The following is an 18075-nucleotide window of genomic DNA, read 5'->3' as shown; positions in this document are numbered from 1 at the left end:
TTTAAGACTGGATTCTGAAAGGCGCTGTGGGGTTCTGTCGCATTAAGTTGTGGTCAGGTGGTAATCATCCCATTTTCGACAGGAGGTTATAGTAGAATATTTGTGCTCAATGTCAGTTTTTGCATCGGTGTTATACCACCCAGCCCCATGTGTGGACGTTCATGGTTATAGCTCCACAACCAGCAAGTGGCAAAATTCTGTACCTCGTCAATATAACTAAATGCATATTGGTTAAATTAAGGTATAGGGGACATTCCTTATCTTCGTACTCCTCAGGAATGGTATATTACTGACGTTATAGGTTGGTAAATATAGTGCCGGATGAATATTTACGACGATTAAAGTAATATACCTAAATAGGTGTTTGGAATTATTTAATTGTTACACTTTCACTTAAACTCAGACAAGCCCGATTTATCAATAGAGTTGATATAAACGTCAGAGCCATCGCAATTTATCACAGCGGTTTCATTACTTACCCAGCCATCAAAAACAGCCCCCATCTGGACGAAATATTCCGCCCCCGTAATACCGGAAACTAGCAATGAAACCGTTACTTTAGATATATCACCTGTCATATTGGCAATAGGGGTGGTATCCAAATCAACATGAGTGACCGCCAATCTGGCTTCAACACCACCACCGATGGTAACAATCAATAGTTCCCGAAGTGCATTACTGATTATCTGTGGATGGAGCGGAGCCGTTTGCTCAATATTAGCAGACAGTGACTTGATCGGCGTCACTTCATCTTGTTTATCACTCAGGCTAATCGGCACAGTAATACAATAATTAAGTGAAAGACGTGGACGATTACCTAATGATTGCCAGAAATTCCCCAAACTATTCAGGTTTTCTTTGGGTGGAATAACCTGCGTATAGGCTCCAGGAATACCTGTCAATTGGCGGTTGTTAATTAACGCATCCAGTACCTGAGACATGACCAGTATTGCCTGATTGTCTGGCTGACTATCCGGGCTACTGGCATCCGTAGCAGGCCCGGTAGATTCCCAATACGTAATTAGATAATTGCACTTGATATTGACCCAACCGGGTAATAACCGCCCCGCTCCGGCATTAAACCCGCGAGACTCAGCGGTGCGAAGCTGTAGATCCTCGTGTATATCATAAAGAAACACACTTACCGCGGCGTCAGACTGTACGGCATCAACATCCGGCAAATCAAAACGAATAGCGACTTCTTTATTCAAATACTCGCGCAACATAGTCTCCATTGCTTTATTCACTTCAATTATTGTTTGATATTTCGACATGCTAAATCCTCTAAGTTAATAATAAATACTGAATGTTTAAAATGGTCTCATTTTAATTTATTGCTAAATTTTTACTGAAACATTAAATGGCGAGCCTGCCTGTTTTGGCTAACTCACGCATTAAGGCAGCTTCGATATTAATATGACTAACTTCTTGATTTTCATTTTCTTCGGCAAAAAACGAGGCCAACAAGGCGATATTTCTAATGTTGGCACCGGTGATATTCGCTCGCTGTGCTAATTTACTAAAATCAGTATCCGGTGAAACTTTAATATTTTTGGGCCATATTTTTTGCCACATTTGATATCGCAATGCTTCATCAGGATAAGTAAAGCGTGTAATAAAGGTAAAGCGACGATTAAACGCGCTGTCTAAATGACTGCGATTATTGGTCGATAAAATAACCAGGCCAGGATAGCTCTCCAGGCGCTGTAACAGATAAGACACTTCAATATTGGCATGCCTGTCCTGAGCATCTTTAGTTTCGCTGCGTTTACCGAATAATGCATCTGCTTCATCAAAAAATAAAACGCCGGCGTCCAACTCTGCCAGATCGAAGATACGGGAGAGATTCTTTTCAGTTTCGCCCACATATTTATTAATCACCGTAGAGAGATCGACTTTGATTAAATCTACGCCAATGGTATTGGCGAGTACTTCCGCGGCCATGGTTTTCCCTGTTCCTGAGTCACCGTAGAATAGCGCACTAATCCCTATGCCATAGCTAACCTTATCTTTAAAACCGCTCGCTAATACTTTTTCCCGATATTTAATTGCGGTGAAGATCTCGTGTAATTGTTGCATGATATTATCTGATACCAAGAGATCGCTTAATGTACGCTTCGGCGTAATTCTTTGCGCTAACTGACCAAAATTCTGCTGGGTACGTAAATTTAATGCCTTTTGAATATCATATTGTTGCAATATATCCGCAGAGTTACGTTGTTGCTGATAGAGTTCTGCCTCCTGCAAAATAAGCGGTAAACTTTCCGGATTAAAGTTATAACGCTGGCTTAGCATGACGGGATCAATATCTGCTGAGCGGTTATCTGGCAACTGGGTAATTAACAGTTGAATTTTTTCCTCATGAGTAAAGATCGGCATTTCTATTTGTAATGTTGGCGTTTTTTTTAGCCATAATGGTGGAGAATACGGTTCAACTAAGCAAACTACCCTTAATCCCGGTTGGTTCAATAATTCAGATAAGGATTCAAGTAGTGAGGTATTCGTCTCCATCAATGCGCCCAAGTTGCGTATTACCATACCCGCTCCCCACATCCGAGCTTCCCGCAACAGGTGTTTTAACCGTACTAATATTGCATCGTCATCGTTCTCAGTATATTTACCTATATCAACCAACAGCGTCGGTCGATTTTCTGATGCGAAGATATTAGCAACAGTATAGGCCCTGGCACTCCCCATCATTCCTCGCAGTAATACAACCGGACGAGGCTCAATATCCCCAGTTAATAACACCGTGTTTAGCGATTGTTTTAAGCTTGCAGGATAAAAGGGCAGTGCCGATGGTGCTGACCATTCAGCACATGGTGTTAATGCCGGAGCCAGATAATGATGCCCAAGTAAAAAATGATAAACACCACTGTCGGCAATAAAAGTGGTTTGGCTCCATGCCAGGTTTTTTTTATTGTTATCAATCGATATTAACTGACAACCGATCAAGGGTGCCCGGTGTAAGAAACTGGCTTGCTGCGCCCGCCTCTCCATTTCTGAATAACAAAATAAGTCTAATGCCAATGAAAAACTGGGTAGCTGGCTTTGTTGTTCCTCTTGAATCAAAGAAAACAGCCCATAATAACGCTTGTCAAAATGGGGTAATAAACCCAATAACAAGGTATCTCGCTCAAAATCAGTGAGTTCAAAGCGGCTAATGAGGTCAGTTAAACCTTCGGCCACCGCTGAATGTTTATTTCCCAGTGAGAACTTTAGTGCCTGCGTGACGGCCACCCAATGAGGTCTGCCAATAGGTTGATTAATTCGCACTTTTACCTCTTCTTCGCTTAACAAAAACTTATTAAACGAATCGTGCTGCGGGTTGCCGAGGCGATAGTAATAATCCTGCAAGACAAGATCTATACGTTCCAGTTCACGAAATAGCAGCGATAATTGGCAGTCGTTATGCTGATTAAAGACAGGCTGAAAGTCTGATGAGAGAGTCATATTTTTACTCGGCTAGGAATATTAAGTGGAATACGTTATAGCCATTGAATACTCAATGGTTGTTGCAGCCAGTTAAAACAGGCCATATTCATCGGCCACGGCCAGGTATTGATCAACGCATCATAAGCTTCTGGGTGAACTCCAATCGTCACCGCACCATCAAGCCAAATGATTTGGCCTGGGCGCTGGAGAAATAGTGTCCGAATATCGTTGGCCCCCATTCGTTTCCAGGCGGGAAGTTGTTGTCGAATTTTTTCTAACCATTCGCTGATCAAGACTTTTTGTTCCGCTGTCGGTGTACACCATGCCGTATCAAAATGAATCGGTAAGCCACAAATCATCTTATTCAAGGGTAGCCGCCCGTGAGATATTTCGTCATCCCCCCAGATTAGCCAATCAAGTAAACATACCGCGTCCACCTGTGCTTGTTGATTAATAAACACCTGCTTTTCTAACAAACCAAAAACGCTAAAAAATGTTGATAGCAGTGGCCAAAAAATCAAACTGCCCGCATTACTGACCGCCAAAACCTCTCCTGATCTTGGCGTCATATCGACTCCCACAGGTTGAGCTACCGGTTTTGCCTCTGACCATGTTGGTGGTTTATTTCCCTTGAGCGTCGTGACAAGGTTAGAATCTGAGATATCTATTTCTACTCCGTGGGTTAAACCTGATACGGTTGATGACGTTTTTTGTGGTAACCATTTTGGCTGAGTCGATATAGCCTCATGGTTATCTTTTGCCACTACACTTTGGTTGCCAAAATAGCGCTCTGCCGCGGTAGTGAATGGTGCTGGCGTGGCTATTGATTCATGATTGAGTTGCGTCACCATGGTGATTGGCTCCGGGCGACCTTCAGCCAGTAAGCGGCATAGCGCCTGCTGTGCCGCCGGTGGAAGGATCATCGCCAAACGCCGCTGTCCCAACGGCTTTAAGCCGTGCTTTGCCAGCATCGGTAACCATTGCTGAGGTTGGCGATGGATGTGGTGCCAGAGATCTTGCTCCATCAACCGGCTGTTGCCGGTATCCATGGGGGAGTGCGGATTTAATGCCGCTGGCCAGTCACCTTGTTGTAAATAGTGATCAACCGCAGCTATCAATGCCGGCCCTCGCACTGGCCCAAAGAAGGGAGCCGCTAAGGACTGCGGCGGCAATAGCTGTTCAGATTGAACGGATACTCTATTTTTTACATTATGGCTCCCGAATAACCCCGCCGGTTGCGGGCGGGCTTTATCGGGTGAAAATGTAGGTGTAGCGTCATAATAGGCTGATAATTCTTTTTCTAATGCTATGGCTAATTTATCCGCCAGCTGGGTTTCAAATACGTTACTTTTGACTTCCCCGAGGTCCAGAGTAATACAACCGAGGAATAAATCAGCTTTCCTATTTAATGTAAGCTTGTGGACTTGCCCTTTAATAATCTCACTTAGTTTCTCATGAAATAAATGAGAAACTTGTGAAATTAACTTATCACTACTAAATCCACAAGTTTCAATGGCTATTTTACTTTTATGTACTAGAGATTTCATTGGAGGTTTATATTGATTCATTGAATAACCTCAATCATACATTATTATTTATAAGTAACATAGCAATAAGCATGTATCCATACTTATTGCCATACATCAATATAATTTACAACCTCAGATTGTATTTTATTATGTAGACACAAGCCCTATACATAACACTCTGGATCTTATAACTTTATAATAAACGCAAGAATATAATAAGGTACGGTGAGCGATATATCATGCCCGTGTTCTACAGTAGTAAAATTAATATTATGTTTATGAGCCTCCCCGTTACCAGAAGAACTTGTCCGTTGTCCATAACTACCGGTTGAATGCTCAGGATACCCGATACCTTTGTCGAAAGAGATATACTCACTGCCATATTTCCCAAATCTGTCACTGTTTCCAATTAATCCCCCAATGTGATTATGTGTTGGCATTTGAGTTAATGTAATTGCGGTACCGTCAGTCGAACCGTTTACCGCTACTGTAGATTTTTTAGTTGTTATAGAGGTTAATTTTGCATTTTTACCCCCTGAAAATGCCGTCGATGATTTACCGTTTTGATCACCAAACGTTCCCCCCATTATAAATCTATCAATCAAATTGGGAGTATTATTTTGTCCATCACAAAGAGCCCAACCTGTTGGAGCCACACTACCCGAAAACATCAGAATCATTCCTTTCTGGAAAGCGAATTCATCTTTTATACTAACGCCATCAGCGGTGACTTCCATTCCTCTACCTGGCTTCACAGAAATACCGCTTGAATCTACTATTACTCCACCATTAGGTTTTAACATAACAGATGCCCCTGTCGTATCCGACATTAAGCCCCCAATCGGCTTCGCCTTAATGCCCACACCCGCAGCCGCAACATTCAAACCCCCAGCCGAATTTAAAGAGACAGATATTCCGTTGTTATCAACCGCAAGCCCGGCGGAAGGTCTGAGTGTCACCGACGCTCCATCCGCTGATACAGCTAAACCGCCACTGGGCTTTGGTTTAATCGCCACGCCAGTTGAACTCACATTCAGTCCCCCGACAGAATTCAAAGCAATATATAATCCACTCGCATCAGTCGCTAATCCAAAGCTAGGTTTTGGTGTAACCGATAAGCCATCATTGCCCACCGTTAACCCACTGCTAGTCTTTAGCTTTACGGACAGAAGCCCTGCGATATCCAGCTGTAATCCTGCACCGGGAGCACCGCTTTGCCCTGTACTTTGGCCCATAGCCTTACGCCCTACATCCGCAATATCAATTAATTGATTAAAATCTGTTTGCAGGGGAATACTGCCCTCTTTAAACCTTTCTTTTAAATTATTAGTGTCTGTCCCTACCGCTGCCCGGCTATTTGATATTGGGTTTTCTTGGTCTGTGATTAAAGAATAAGTATCGTTCATGGTTAACTCCATAAATAGGATTAATAAAATTTAATTAGTTAGATGAATTATTTATCACGTTCTTTCGGTATATAGTACAATTCATTCTGAATTATCATATTTGTGTTCCACTCTGTCTCATCGCTGCCAACAACTTCGGTGCGCTGAGTCTGGCTAGCAATACGCATAGTGCCAATACCCGTCGCACCAGAGGGCAATTTCCCTAATGTTAGATTTTCCAGAATAGAATAAGATGCATCACCCAATGGGGTACCATTATCCTGCCAGCGTCGATAAGTCCTGCCGAAGTTTAAAAACTGTTCGTGATCCATCCAATGGATGATAATAGAAATATGGGCAGGGAGTTCAGTGATGATCGTATCTTTAACCCACTCCTCTAATTTATACGGGTCCACGCTGAGTAGTTCTGATTTAATTAACTTCTTACTCATCACCGCACTAATGACAAATGAGAAACGGTCAGTACGCTCATATTCATCGCCAGAGAAATGCCAATGGTAACGCCAATCATCTTCAAGGCTGGGGAAAACTAAAGTGGAATTATCCTGGCGTTCAATCACCAGCGTACCTTGAATACGATCAAAGCTGATTACCTTAGCGTAAAGCTGCGGCGTGGCTCCCCCCACCGCACGCATCAGCCCAGAGTTATTGGTTAACGTTATTTCACTTCCTACCCTAATCAGGCTCGGAAAGGGGGTTTGCGGAGTTCGGGTTAACCGCCGTTGATTATCCGGCAGTGGTACGTCATCCTGCTTCTGATCACCGGCATAGGCCAGGCGGTAATTCATATCCTCCAACCATACCGGGCTATTTTGCCAGACCAACTTGTCAGCCTTCGCCGCCGCCAGCACTCGCTCTAAGTTGTTTTGCAATTGTGTACTGTTATTGGTATCCAGCCAAAAACTATCACCTTGGCTCTTAACAATCATTTGCCCGCGTAAAATAAACTTATTTGCGTTCGCATCACCCTCATACAACACCAGATTGACGACTTGCCCTTGCGTCAACTTATCACTAATACCTGTTTGGGTTATCACCAGAGAGTGTTGACCGTTATCTCCATCGTCAATCCGCACCGAATCTGGCTGTTGTTCAGCATCAAACTCCGCGTTGGGTTTGATGGGTAACAATGCGCGGTGTTCGATCAGATAGAAAGGCAACTGGCTTAAATCGGGCTGTGAATGAAACAATTCTCCACCCAATCCCATGCGGGCAGCAATACGTTTTTGTAACGGCGACACCTGGTCAATGCGAATATTATCGCGATGGTAGGTTAATACCGTCTGCTGCGCCAGGTAGCCTTGTTGCACAGCAAGGAAATCGCCAGGATCGAGGGTAAGGAGGCATGGAGCTCGTTGCGTAGCAAAATAACCCAACAGGTAATTGATAATATTCAGTTCCTGTTCAGTATCTTGCGCAATTCCCTTCAACCAGAGTTTTAAGCCTGCGGCATAAGCTTGGTGAGCTTCGTCGTTCACGGAACCCGATTTAAAGGGCCACTGCTCCCCCCATACCTGAGTACCTGTACGTTGAAAAGCCAGTAGTTGTGGCAACATAGCTAATTGTTGGCAGCCATTCGCCAGTAATTGCTCAAACGGCAGCATAAACTGATGCAGTGCCCGTATGCGTTCTGACTCAGGCTGCGTTGACAATGACTGTTGTAAACCGTAGCACGGCGGCAAGGTATCACTGACCGGATGATAGCTACCCACATCGCGATGTTGACCATAGCCTAAGATAACCGGTAGATTTTGGATGAGGGATGCATGGGGCAGACTGTCGATAATATCCTGTACATCGGCAGTAACGTTGATTCCCCCTTTAGCCATCATCCGCACTGACTGTACCAATTGATTAATCGGATCCACGCCCCACAGTTGGGGATAATACCCAGCGCTTATTTGCCATGACCAGGCTTCATTCGCAACAGGCGTGATTTGAGCGTTATCGCCACGGCTATCCAGTATCATGCGGCTAACATTTTTGACTCCGTCAATGTCTAGCAAGCTATTAACTAGCCGGCTCAGATTAAGGGTTACACCTTTGGTATAATCCCTACGTGCCGGTAATTCAGGGATCCAGCCGTGTTTCAACTGCGGCCCTTCAAAAATATCCTCGTTGCTCATACCCTGTTGTTGCAGCGATTGCGTGCTGTAACGCAATGCTCTGGGCATCAGATACTGTTCTACCCTAGTGTATACATTAGCGAATACACTGGGGATATTCTGAATATCATCATCCAGTTCAATATCCAGTAACAGTGGAAAATCAACCGGCTTCAGCCAGATAATATGACTGACCGACTCACCAATATTACGGTTGTCCGCCAAAAAATCGCTGAGTTGCTCTTTCGCTGTAGCAAGATTAAGTTGAGTTTGACGAGTCGGCTCCAGATACAACCAGTAGTTACCCCGTAAGGTGAGTTTTTTCGCATCGTCACCACTGGCAAAGCTGTATTCTCTTTTCTCCGTGTCATACCAATAGGTGTAGCGCTGATCTTCCGGTTCACGCACTAATTGCACATTCCGGAATAAAAAATCGTCATCATCATGGGCCGTTTCTGCCGGCCAATCGCTGCTGTGTAAATCCAGCAATGATCTTCGGTAATCATCAGCAGTGATCGGGCCACAGGTTAGCGCACGGTGCGGGCCAAACTCTGTGGGGAAAACCCCCTCACCTTGCTGCTCGGCAGATTCTGGGGTGAGTAAATCTTGTAGCGGCAGTGTATGGCGGTAGGCTAAATCAGAGGCCCCGTAACTAAACCCCTCAAGCATTGTCACACCAGGATCGTGCTCTGTGGTATCCGTCCACAACTTCCCGGCATGCTCTTCAACCACCTGATGAGCCTGACTTAACAATGTGTCGAAATGAATATCCTCTTTCACGAGGTGAAACAGTGGATCCTGATTACTCATGGTTTTTTCCTCGGCGTTGCGCTGCGTCATCGTCTTGCCAGACCAGAACCAGCACCTCGTTATTTTCTGCATTCACCGATGCCGTCTCACTGGGGCTAACCATCACATCTTCCCGCTGTAAGGTCAGATAAGTGACTCGCTCAACCAATGGATGTTGCTGGATCGTTGCCAGCAGTTGAAAGTAGCCAATGCTATTGTTCATAATCACCGCTCGCTGCTCGTCACTACTCCAGGGCATATATGCTTGACTCAGGCTTTGCCGTAGCTGGCGATAGCCAAAATCTGGATTAACGCCCGAGGTGAAAATCACCTGATAATCGATATACACATCGATGTAATTCGGATTAGTAACGGTAATAGAAGCCCAAAGCGAGTCCCGCTGTTCCAACCAATCGGCCATTTCTGCCAGCCGAGCGGGGTTAAGCACCGGGCGTAAGGCGTCATCGCTATCGTTATAGCGGTTAGCCGGGATCACCGTCAGTTGTTGTTGCTCTAACGCTGACACCTGGGTTAATTCATCATGAGTGGGGTATTTAACGTCAAAAATACTGGTATAACGCGCTTTTAACAGCGTAGCCATATTGCCCCAGGTCAGCGCTCGGTTACGGTGCGAGAGGCGTAGGGCCTCACGTTCAAAGAACTCGCCATGAGATTCCGCCCTCCGACCGCCCCATGATGCCCATGGCTGAACCACCGAGGACACCACCGAAATAGGTTCAACAGATCGTTGGATAGACTCGGCAGATAAAGCGGGTAAGAAATGGCTATCGCTAATGGTAGTGGCATTGATCAGCGTTGCCGTCATCGCGTTATAGATAACACCTTGTAATAAAGGGTAGTTTCTCCAACTGCCTTCTTGAGCGAGTACATTAACCACCCCTTTTAGCCAATAACGATCAGTTGGCATTTGGCTCGCCTGATTAGCCGCATCTGCAGGTAGAAGCAGACTCCAGCCACCATCCTGATACAGATTTTGAGTACCATCGTCTACCCAGGCATTTAAAGCGGCCCACTGGTTAGCTTGATTTAGGTAATACCAGTCAACCTTAGGTTGTATTGGGCTTTTTAACTTCCAATACAACGAGAGTGTCTGGCCGGGTTCTATATCAGAGAAACCTAAATAAAGAGAGGGATCTTCCTGCGCCGGTTCGGCGCTCAGGCTGTAACCAAAAGGCGTTAAATAATACAAGTCAAACAGGATATTCGTCGCTGTCGCGGTTTTTACTTCGGGTAGGCTATCAAGCTCCTCTACCGGGCGCTGCTCAACACTGACAGTGACCACCGTTGGCAATTGCAGGCCCTGCGCTACTTGTAACCGCAGAACCGGTTGCTCAAAAATGAGACCATCAAGATTATCAGGAGCACTGATTGCCGGTTCCTGATCGGAAAGCGTGAATGTTACCTTGGGCGACGTCACCACTGGCGTTAATGCCAGCCACCGATCGCCGCTACTGATTTCTACCGATGTAAACTGCGAGTCTGTAACGGGTTGCGCAAAGGTTAGAGTGATGGCTCTTTCGCCTTCAGCCATTGCCAGCAGTGCAGCCTGAATCAAACAACCATTAACTACAGGCCGATCTCCGACAGTTTCACTGAATAGTCGGATCCCCGTAGCCGGTAATTCAACCTGATTTTGAACATCCAGCGGGGCTGCGATGAGCCATTGATCAGATTCACCTTGCCGTAACCAACGTAGATCACTGATATACCCGCGGTTGGCCAGCAAGCTGGCATCCAGTGCATAGTGCAATGGATTGCCTAGTGCATCTTGACCCGCCTCAAATAAGGTCTCTTTCACCAGCAGTTTCTCAGTCACTGTTGGATTTAATGCAATAGACAGGGCGACCTGATCGGGTTGTGCCTGCCGGGAAGATAAACCTAATAGATCCCGATAATACAGATTGCGGTGGGCCGCTGGTAAGGTATTCAATAATGCTCTGGGCGTTTCCAACACTTGCAAAATAGCCAGTATAAAAGCTTGGTGGGGCAGTAATTCCCCATTACTCTCATTTTCCGCCAGATATAATTTAGCCAGTTTTTCCGGATCATTTTCACACATAAATAAAAAATCATCCCAAAACTCACCATCATTATTAAAAGGGATGTTATGAGTATATTTTTTAATATTTTCAAGCAATTTAAAACTATTTATATTATCCAATTTAAAATCTGAATCTGGCACTAACCCTAACAATTTATGATTTAGTTCAATTAATTCCATAATATCACCTGTGTTTTTAGAGCACAGAGCACCCTCAGCGAATAAACTACTATTCACTCCATTTTTAATGCTATTTATTTAGGCTGCTAATTTAATTAACAGTGGCAAAATTTTGTTGAGTAATAAAACGCCCTTTTCCTGACGAAGGGGAGAGATTATCAGGCGCCATATTAGGAGCCATTGCTGGAACCTCCACTAAAAATGTTGCGGTAAATTGTTGCCCTTTGACAATCAAGGGCGCACCGCTGGTGCGGTGAAGCGCCTGCTGGCTGCTGTCCAATAAACTGATTGTGATGGTTCCTGTTCCCTGAGTAGGAAATTGGGAACTATAATAAACCGCCGGAACATTAACTTGCGCCTCATCACCCAGGATACATAGCTTTTTTCCATTAATCTGCGCATGACCAGTACCCCTTATTATCCCTGGGCTGATAACCTGTACCGTACGAGCGCCAAACATAGGTTCAAACATCAATAAATCCCCGTCAATCACAATAGCTTCACTCATGCTACCTCCGCAGCTTGCCCCTCAGCCAAAGCAAGTGAGCCTTGAATTTGCTGGTTAATTTCACTACCGCGTAAACGATAAGCAACCCGCATCTGTAACGTATTACTGCTATTGAGAGACTGACTGACCTGAATATCCGTAATATCAGCCCTGGTTTCGTAACGTAAAATGCCGTCTTGTATACGTGACTCAATTTCAGCTATCAATTCGTTACGGATATTTTCAAACATAAAATCATTCAATCCACAACCGTAATCTGCTCGCATCAGGCGCTCTCCTGGCTCGGTGCTGAAGAGAATTTGCAAACTTTGCCGGACATCCTCCGCACCTTCAGCCATCACTGCGCCCTTTTCCAAGGAAAACAGCGGTGGAAAAGCCCAACCTCGACCATAGAGTTGTGTCAGTATTTGGTTTTCCATTTATCACCTTTACTGGGTAAGATTAATTTTAGCGCCTTTAATTTCCACGCTATTTTTTCCAGACATGGCCAGAGACTTATCCGCAGTAGCATTAATTGACTGCCTGGCTACCAGCGAAATATCTTTATCCTGTTGCAGGGTCATTTTGTTGCTTCCTGCATTTATTGTGATAGTTTTACTTTTGCTATCAATAAGTAACTGTTGTTCTATATCACCCTTTTTAACAATCAGTGTTTTTTCTCTATTATCTTGCGTTGGCTCAAAAGGCGCTCTATTTTTAGGATTATGCATCGCGCCTAAAATAACGGGATAGCGCGGATCATTTTCAAAAAATCCAATGATGACTTCATCACCTGGCTCTGGATAAAAACAAAAACCACTTTCATGACTGGCATAGGGTTTCCCGAGTCTGGCCCACAAATATTCATTTGGACGATTTAATATTGATAAAATAATTGGGATACGATTTAACCCCGCTCTGTCCTGCTGATATTTGCCCACAGTCGCAATATGTAGCCCCGACGCTTCAGGCACCATCGGTAAACTTTCTGGCTGCAATCCTATTTCCAGCGTTGTTTCCCAATCAATTTGTCGGTTAAAACGCTGACGAACGCCGGTAATGGTTGCGGAGCCATCAATTTGAGAACCAAAACCCAATAATTGAATACTGTCCCCCAATTGATAACGCCCACTTCCGTTAAGTAAGAATTCCCCGGTTACCCCAGAAATGCGCTGATTGAGTAATAACCCCTGAGCCAAATAACCACTCTCCAGAGTTGTGAGTGGACTACTGTAGCGAATATCCCAACTTTCTTTATTCAGCGAGGCTAAACGGTCAACAGAAAGTGCACCTTTACCTGTCGCGATGCTACCGTAGCGACCACCTGATTGTGGCTGTTGCTTACTGATATCCCAACCACTGATTTCTAATGAGGCTGGGTTTCGCTGATTGTCAAACTGCCAATAAGCATCTTTAACTACGATGTCTTGGTTCCCATCGCCCCGGTTTTTTAAGGTATGCACCGGTCTCGTATTCAGTGTTTCAGTTTGTACCAAGCTGACGCCTTCCGTCGTTGGCAATAACCATATCCCCATTGCTGAAAGGCGGCACAACAGAAAGTACCAATCAGAACAGCGAAACTGCACCATCTGTTCATGCTGTTGATCCAGCGCAGGGATGTGACCAAAACGGGCTTTCACGCCCGCCTGATTCAACAGGCTACTTAAGATGGCTTTTTCACTTTTGTCACTGAAGCACTGTGAGTGTTGAGTATCCACCATCAGTTGTAGCCGATGTTTGATAACCAGAGTCAGCAACAATTGTTTATTTCTGACCCGTAGAGATTGGCGGGTAATAACGCCGTTAAACAGTACCGATTTTTGGCTCCCTTCGCACAGCTCCATTGTCAGGTTTTTCCCTACCTGACAATGGGCCAATTCCCCCTGAACATCAGCCTGATGGAAAGAGGATAATGATCGGGCCGGTACGCTTAGCTTGATAGTCGTAGAGGCAATGCTATTAACCCGATGATAGATATCGACATCGACGGTGGCCAGTAAGGCCAGCACCTTACCATCGGCGATGATGTTGAGTTTATAGCTCATAAATCCTCCCCTCTGGTGGCCTGCAAAATGTCGCCGGGGATGAAACCATTGAGGTTATCCAACCCGTTTTGCTGGGCGAGCATCAGATAATCGGCACCACCTGCCAAGGTTGATGGCACGCTGGCGGCAATCAGTGCCAAAGAGGTTCCATCCTGAACCCGTACTGCAATTTTTGCCGGTGATTTCAGATTTTGTTCAGTTTCCTGCAATATCAAACTTTCATCAGCGACTAATGTCAGGAGAACCTTCGCCCGTAATGGTGTGGCATCGCGATCAAACAGGGTATAGCTCACCGACAGCGTTTTGGTTCGCCCAGCAAAGTAACCCCGATTTTCCCAGCGCATTTTTCCCCATTTAATGTGTAGAAATTGGGTTTCTTTACTGGTGGCATCCACGCAACAGAGCTGTTTTAACTGCGTGAGTTGTGTTTCTATTGGCGTTTTATTACCCGGCATGGTTGCATCAAAAATTAGCTCAAGTGATAGCCCCGCAGGTTTTGCTTGTATATAAGTACTGCTCTGTTTCTCGTTATTAATGGCTTGAGATTGCAAATAGTCCGTTAGATAGTTCAACTCCAAGGTTGTCGGGTTATACATAGCCTGCAATGTCCCCGCCCATTTTTTCCCTTCCCGATCCTGATAAGCATCGATGGTCAGTTTCGCCAAACCACGTTCAATCAGACTCATGGACGCCACCCTTCCCCATCGCGCAGTGCCGCCAGCACTTCACGCTTAATCCTATCCACCCAAGCGGCCTCATCCAGACTTTCCTGCACCAAAGAACGTGTTTGCTGTTCCGCAGGGTTATTAGGGGTGGCAGGCACGACTCGGGCCTGAATAACTAACTCTCTGATTTCCACTGTCATACCTTGACTCCCAGCCAGCGCATATCCTGATAGCGCAATTCAAGTGTGTTCACTAATATGGCATTACTGCTGGCGTCAAAATCGCTGGTTTGCCAACTTATCGGCAGCGCATTACTTAGCGTCCAAGTAGACAGCGGCAGTAAATTCTCATTCAGCAACATAATCACCACATCGGCATAGATAACATTTTCCCCGCGCAAAACCCGATCGAACATCATGGTCAGGGGAGATACCGTCATCACGCCACGTTCAAGTCTGAGGGTGCCATGCTGGATCTTTTCAGCGAAATAGGTGTTGCGGGCATTTTCGCCCCCCTCACTGTACTGAATAACCTCTAACTCCCGGCTAAGGCCGGATATACGCTGGAAGCGAATATCCAGTGGATTGGGAATACCGTTAAAGACAAAACTGGCCATAAAACGGTGAGATACTGCCGGTGTGTCGTAATCGCTCATCGTGATCTCTCCTCTTTTAAGATAAAAGCGCACCCGTGCGGGTATCAAATACCAAATTGATCTCAATAAACTCAGCCGGGAATAGCACCGCCAACTCTATTTTCATGATCATTTTCCCAGCACGAACATCCTCCGCCGTCATCGTTTCGTTTAACCCCAACAGAACATTAAACGCCTCATCTTCCTGTGTGCCATAAAGTCCCCCCTGTAACCATAATTGCCGTAGCCAGTTGCAGCTTTGTCCTTTGCATTTCATCCAGGTCAGCTCATTATTCGGCTCGAAGGTATACATGCGGGTCAATTGAGCTAAATTAGTGGCGACATAAGAAACCAGACGGCGAGTCTGCAAGTAACGCCATGGTGTATTGTCACTGCTTTCCAGAGTACGGCATCCCCAAATACGAATACCTTTCCCTGGGAAACTACGCACCAGGTTGAGAGAGCTTTCGCTGGCGTTAAACAACTCATCACCTTGCAAGTGGGACTTAACCGGTCTAATCACCTGAGCCAATGCCACATTCGCGGGCGCTTTCCACACCCCGACATTGTTATCAGTACACTGTATGACTGCCGCAATAGCCGCCGTGGGTGACAACACAATCCGTGGCGCGTCAGCCCCTTCAACAGAAGTATCGCGGTAAGTTGTTTCCAATCGTGGCCAATATGCCGCCCCCCATTGACGATACTCTGGCGACAATGTCTGTAAACAGTGCCGGGCGAGAGCAACATCATCAGGTGCATCCAACAGTGCAAATAAGTTAGGCTTGGCCTGACTGAGTTCCAGCAATGCGGCCCAACCGGTAGACCACAAATTTTGACGCGTTGAGTTACTCGGAATAAGGCTGTCATTAAGGCGGGCTATATCCGGTGCCAAAATCAACGTAATCCGCGGCTCACCAGCAATAGTTGCGCTAACGGAAACGTCCTGTAATGCTGAAATAAGATTACCCGCTTCAGATTCGGTCATGACATCGGATGGCATATTCCCTGCTAGCGGCAAAATAAAAGCCTGCTCGCCGCCATTATCAAAATAGTGCCTGACAGCAAACGCCATAAGACTTTGGCTGCCAAATGTCTGGATATAATCCGCCAAACTATCAACACGAATCGCGACCGTTGCAGTTTTTTCTTTTGCGATATAGTCGGTATAACCAATAAATACCGGAACAGCGGTGGCTATCACGCCCTGACGGGTGGATATTATACTGTCGGTCAAGGTGACACCTGGCTGTATTCTCTCCATCATCATGTCCTCCATCAGTGGTTAGATAGGCACCATAAAATTACGGTGCCTGATATTTTTCTCATGGAGGTTATTGAGCAATATCTTGCGTAAATTGCAGAATAATAAACTCAGCGGGTCGTACTGCTGCCAACCCGATCGTCATGATCATTTTGCCCTGTTTGATATCATCATCAGACATGGTGATACCCTGACCAATTTGGACAAAATAAGCCTCTTCAGGGCGATCGCCCATCAATGCCCCTCGCTGCCAAAGGGTATAAAGATAGTTATCAACAGCCGCTTTGGCTCGTATCCAGGTAGGCTGATTATTGGTTTCAAACAGTGCACTGCGCAGTGCCTGACGAATATCCCGTTCAACCGAGCTGAATAACCGACGAACCGGAATATAACGCCAGTTAATATCTCCCGAGTCGCCAACAGAGGTACGTGCCCCCCAAACAACGAAGCCCCGGCCGCTAAAGGAACGAATAACGTTAACCCCTCTGGCGTTCATCTCGCCCTGACGTTGATCATCAACCTTATCGAGCAGGCGCCCAATGCCATTGAGCGCGACATTGGCCGGAGCCTTCCACACACCTCGGCTACTATCAGTCTGGCAATAAACACCGGCGATAACCGCACTCGGAGCAATGATAACCATACGTTGCTGTTCTAGCTGCATCTGGTCATCAATAAGTCCAGCCAGTGTTGGGTTTTCCTCCCGCAGCACTGCCAGGGTCTTAAACTGATCCTTACCCTTTTCATTCTCATAACCACTGACAATAATATTTTCATCATCAGGTAATACCGAGGGTCTCAGGTTAGTTTCCAGTTGAGGATAGTAAACGGCAGCCTGAGGAATTTGACCCACATTCGCCACCGAACCACCATCATTACTATCCGCGATCAGGAAGTAGCCGACCTTCTGACTTAACAGTGGATTTACCGCACGATAAACCGCTGTTTTATAAGCAAGATCACTTTCCGGACAGACTAATAAGGTAATATCTCCTTTTTGCTCAATAACATCAGGGATAGCCGCCATTGCCAGAACATCATCAGCATTTTTTATTGGGTAGATATAACAGGCTCCACCGCCATTTTGAAAATAGAGCTGCAATGCTTCAACTGCGGGAGAAAACTTGACGTCTTCAATACGGTGCTCCCACTTATTTTCAGTGACGTCGGCTACTTTACTTTTCGATTTGGCTCTAGACTTAGGGACTGTTTCAGAATCTGTTGGCGGGATAACTGATTCAGTGGATATAATTACAACTTCAGTTGCAGGAGCCAGAGAATAAGCCGAGGTAAACTCAAGCCAATTATTAATACGGGTACAGGCCCTGGTGGTACCTACCGATTTCGGCGTAAAGTCACCAATAAAAACAGGTACAGCCGTGGCGCTATTATTAACAGAGAATGCCAATGACGCATCTTCTTCAATATAAACACCCGGTGTTGTTCTTGAAATATCAGGCATGGTAATTCCTCA

General features: G+C 45.5%; 14 protein-coding genes and 1 pseudogene. All 15 read right to left on the bottom strand.

The features are described from left to right. Window positions 1–86: 86 nt before the first annotated feature. Window positions 87–221 (bottom strand): annotated as a pseudogene (locus tag AEP37_RS24800) (integrase core domain-containing protein); the annotation flags it as partial. 168 nt (window positions 222–389) lie between these two features. Then, window positions 390–1274, bottom strand: coding sequence for a DUF4255 domain-containing protein (locus AEP37_RS09600; RefSeq protein WP_049612741.1), 885 nt, complete (start codon window positions 1272–1274; stop codon window positions 390–392). A gap of 82 nt (window positions 1275–1356) precedes the next feature. Continuing rightward, window positions 1357–3453, bottom strand: coding sequence for an ATP-binding protein (locus AEP37_RS09595; RefSeq protein WP_049612739.1), 2097 nt, complete (start codon window positions 3451–3453; stop codon window positions 1357–1359). Window positions 3454–3488: 35 nt separating this feature from the next. Then, window positions 3489–5003 (bottom strand): contractile injection system tape measure protein, encoded by a 1515-nt coding sequence (locus tag AEP37_RS09590; protein ID WP_049612737.1) that lies wholly within the window; start codon window positions 5001–5003, stop codon window positions 3489–3491. Between the two features lie 146 nt (window positions 5004–5149). Continuing rightward, window positions 5150–6370, bottom strand: a complete 1221-nt coding sequence (locus AEP37_RS26950) for a tail fiber protein (protein ID WP_049612735.1) — start codon at window positions 6368–6370, stop codon at window positions 5150–5152. A gap of 47 nt (window positions 6371–6417) precedes the next feature. After that, window positions 6418–9315 (bottom strand): hypothetical protein, encoded by a 2898-nt coding sequence (locus AEP37_RS09580; RefSeq protein ID WP_328286896.1) that lies wholly within the window; start codon window positions 9313–9315, stop codon window positions 6418–6420. Next, window positions 9278–11506: a baseplate J/gp47 family protein gene (locus AEP37_RS09575; protein ID WP_049612731.1), complete on the bottom strand. Its 2229-nt coding sequence runs from the start codon at window positions 11504–11506 to the stop codon at window positions 9278–9280. The genes AEP37_RS09580 and AEP37_RS09575 overlap by 38 nt, the downstream gene beginning before the upstream one ends. 91 nt (window positions 11507–11597) lie before the next feature. Then, entirely contained in the window at window positions 11598–12014 is a 417-nt protein-coding gene (locus AEP37_RS09570; RefSeq protein WP_049612729.1) for a hypothetical protein, read from the bottom strand. After that, window positions 12011–12433: a GPW/gp25 family protein gene (locus AEP37_RS09565; protein WP_049612727.1), complete on the bottom strand. Its 423-nt coding sequence runs from the start codon at window positions 12431–12433 to the stop codon at window positions 12011–12013. The genes AEP37_RS09570 and AEP37_RS09565 overlap by 4 nt, the downstream gene beginning before the upstream one ends. A 9-nt stretch (window positions 12434–12442) precedes the next feature. Next, window positions 12443–14038: a phage baseplate assembly protein V gene (locus AEP37_RS09560; protein WP_049612725.1), complete on the bottom strand. Its 1596-nt coding sequence runs from the start codon at window positions 14036–14038 to the stop codon at window positions 12443–12445. Next, entirely contained in the window at window positions 14035–14724 is a 690-nt protein-coding gene (locus AEP37_RS09555) for a CIS tube protein (RefSeq protein ID WP_049612724.1), read from the bottom strand. The genes AEP37_RS09560 and AEP37_RS09555 overlap by 4 nt, the downstream gene beginning before the upstream one ends. Continuing rightward, entirely contained in the window at window positions 14721–14903 is a 183-nt protein-coding gene (locus AEP37_RS09550; RefSeq protein ID WP_049612722.1) for a DUF5908 family protein, read from the bottom strand. The genes AEP37_RS09555 and AEP37_RS09550 overlap by 4 nt, the downstream gene beginning before the upstream one ends. After that, window positions 14900–15358, bottom strand: a complete 459-nt coding sequence (locus AEP37_RS09545) for a phage tail protein (protein ID WP_049612720.1) — start codon at window positions 15356–15358, stop codon at window positions 14900–14902. Before AEP37_RS09545 ends, AEP37_RS09550 begins: the two co-directional genes overlap by 4 nt. Window positions 15359–15374: 16 nt before the next feature. Further along, complete coding sequence (locus AEP37_RS09540) at window positions 15375–16604, bottom strand: phage tail sheath C-terminal domain-containing protein (protein WP_082170744.1); 1230 nt, start codon at window positions 16602–16604, stop codon at window positions 15375–15377. Between the two features lie 67 nt (window positions 16605–16671). Then, complete coding sequence (locus AEP37_RS09535; RefSeq protein WP_049612717.1) at window positions 16672–18063, bottom strand: phage tail sheath family protein; 1392 nt, start codon at window positions 18061–18063, stop codon at window positions 16672–16674. Between the last annotated feature and the right edge of the window lie 12 nt (window positions 18064–18075).

The organism is Yersinia pekkanenii (assembly GCF_001152565.1).
Classification (GTDB): Bacteria; Pseudomonadota; Gammaproteobacteria; order Enterobacterales; family Enterobacteriaceae; genus Yersinia; species Yersinia pekkanenii.
Note: the sequence above shows the minus strand (reverse complement) of the source record. Positions and strands in the feature narration are given on the sequence as shown.

Coding starts and splice junctions, on each gene's coding strand:
- AEP37_RS09570 (WP_049612729.1), bottom strand. CDS start 12,014: ATGAGTGAAGCTATTGTGATTGACGGGGATTTATTGATGTTTGAACCT.
- AEP37_RS09545 (WP_049612720.1), bottom strand. CDS start 15,358: ATGAGCGATTACGACACACCGGCAGTATCTCACCGTTTTATGGCCAGT.
- AEP37_RS09600 (WP_049612741.1), bottom strand. CDS start 1,274: ATGTCGAAATATCAAACAATAATTGAAGTGAATAAAGCAATGGAGACT.
- AEP37_RS09540 (WP_082170744.1), bottom strand. CDS start 16,604: ATGATGGAGAGAATACAGCCAGGTGTCACCTTGACCGACAGTATAATA.
- AEP37_RS09550 (WP_049612722.1), bottom strand. CDS start 14,903: ATGACAGTGGAAATCAGAGAGTTAGTTATTCAGGCCCGAGTCGTGCCT.
- AEP37_RS09575 (WP_049612731.1), bottom strand. CDS start 11,506: ATGGAATTAATTGAACTAAATCATAAATTGTTAGGGTTAGTGCCAGAT.
- AEP37_RS09590 (WP_049612737.1), bottom strand. CDS start 5,003: ATGAATCAATATAAACCTCCAATGAAATCTCTAGTACATAAAAGTAAA.
- AEP37_RS09565 (WP_049612727.1), bottom strand. CDS start 12,433: ATGGAAAACCAAATACTGACACAACTCTATGGTCGAGGTTGGGCTTTT.
- AEP37_RS09595 (WP_049612739.1), bottom strand. CDS start 3,453: ATGACTCTCTCATCAGACTTTCAGCCTGTCTTTAATCAGCATAACGAC.
- AEP37_RS09580 (WP_328286896.1), bottom strand. CDS start 9,315: ATGACGCAGCGCAACGCCGAGGAAAAAACCATGAGTAATCAGGATCCA.
- AEP37_RS09535 (WP_049612717.1), bottom strand. CDS start 18,063: ATGCCTGATATTTCAAGAACAACACCGGGTGTTTATATTGAAGAAGAT.
- AEP37_RS26950 (WP_049612735.1), bottom strand. CDS start 6,370: ATGAACGATACTTATTCTTTAATCACAGACCAAGAAAACCCAATATCA.
- AEP37_RS09555 (WP_049612724.1), bottom strand. CDS start 14,724: ATGAGTCTGATTGAACGTGGTTTGGCGAAACTGACCATCGATGCTTAT.
- AEP37_RS09560 (WP_049612725.1), bottom strand. CDS start 14,038: ATGAGCTATAAACTCAACATCATCGCCGATGGTAAGGTGCTGGCCTTA.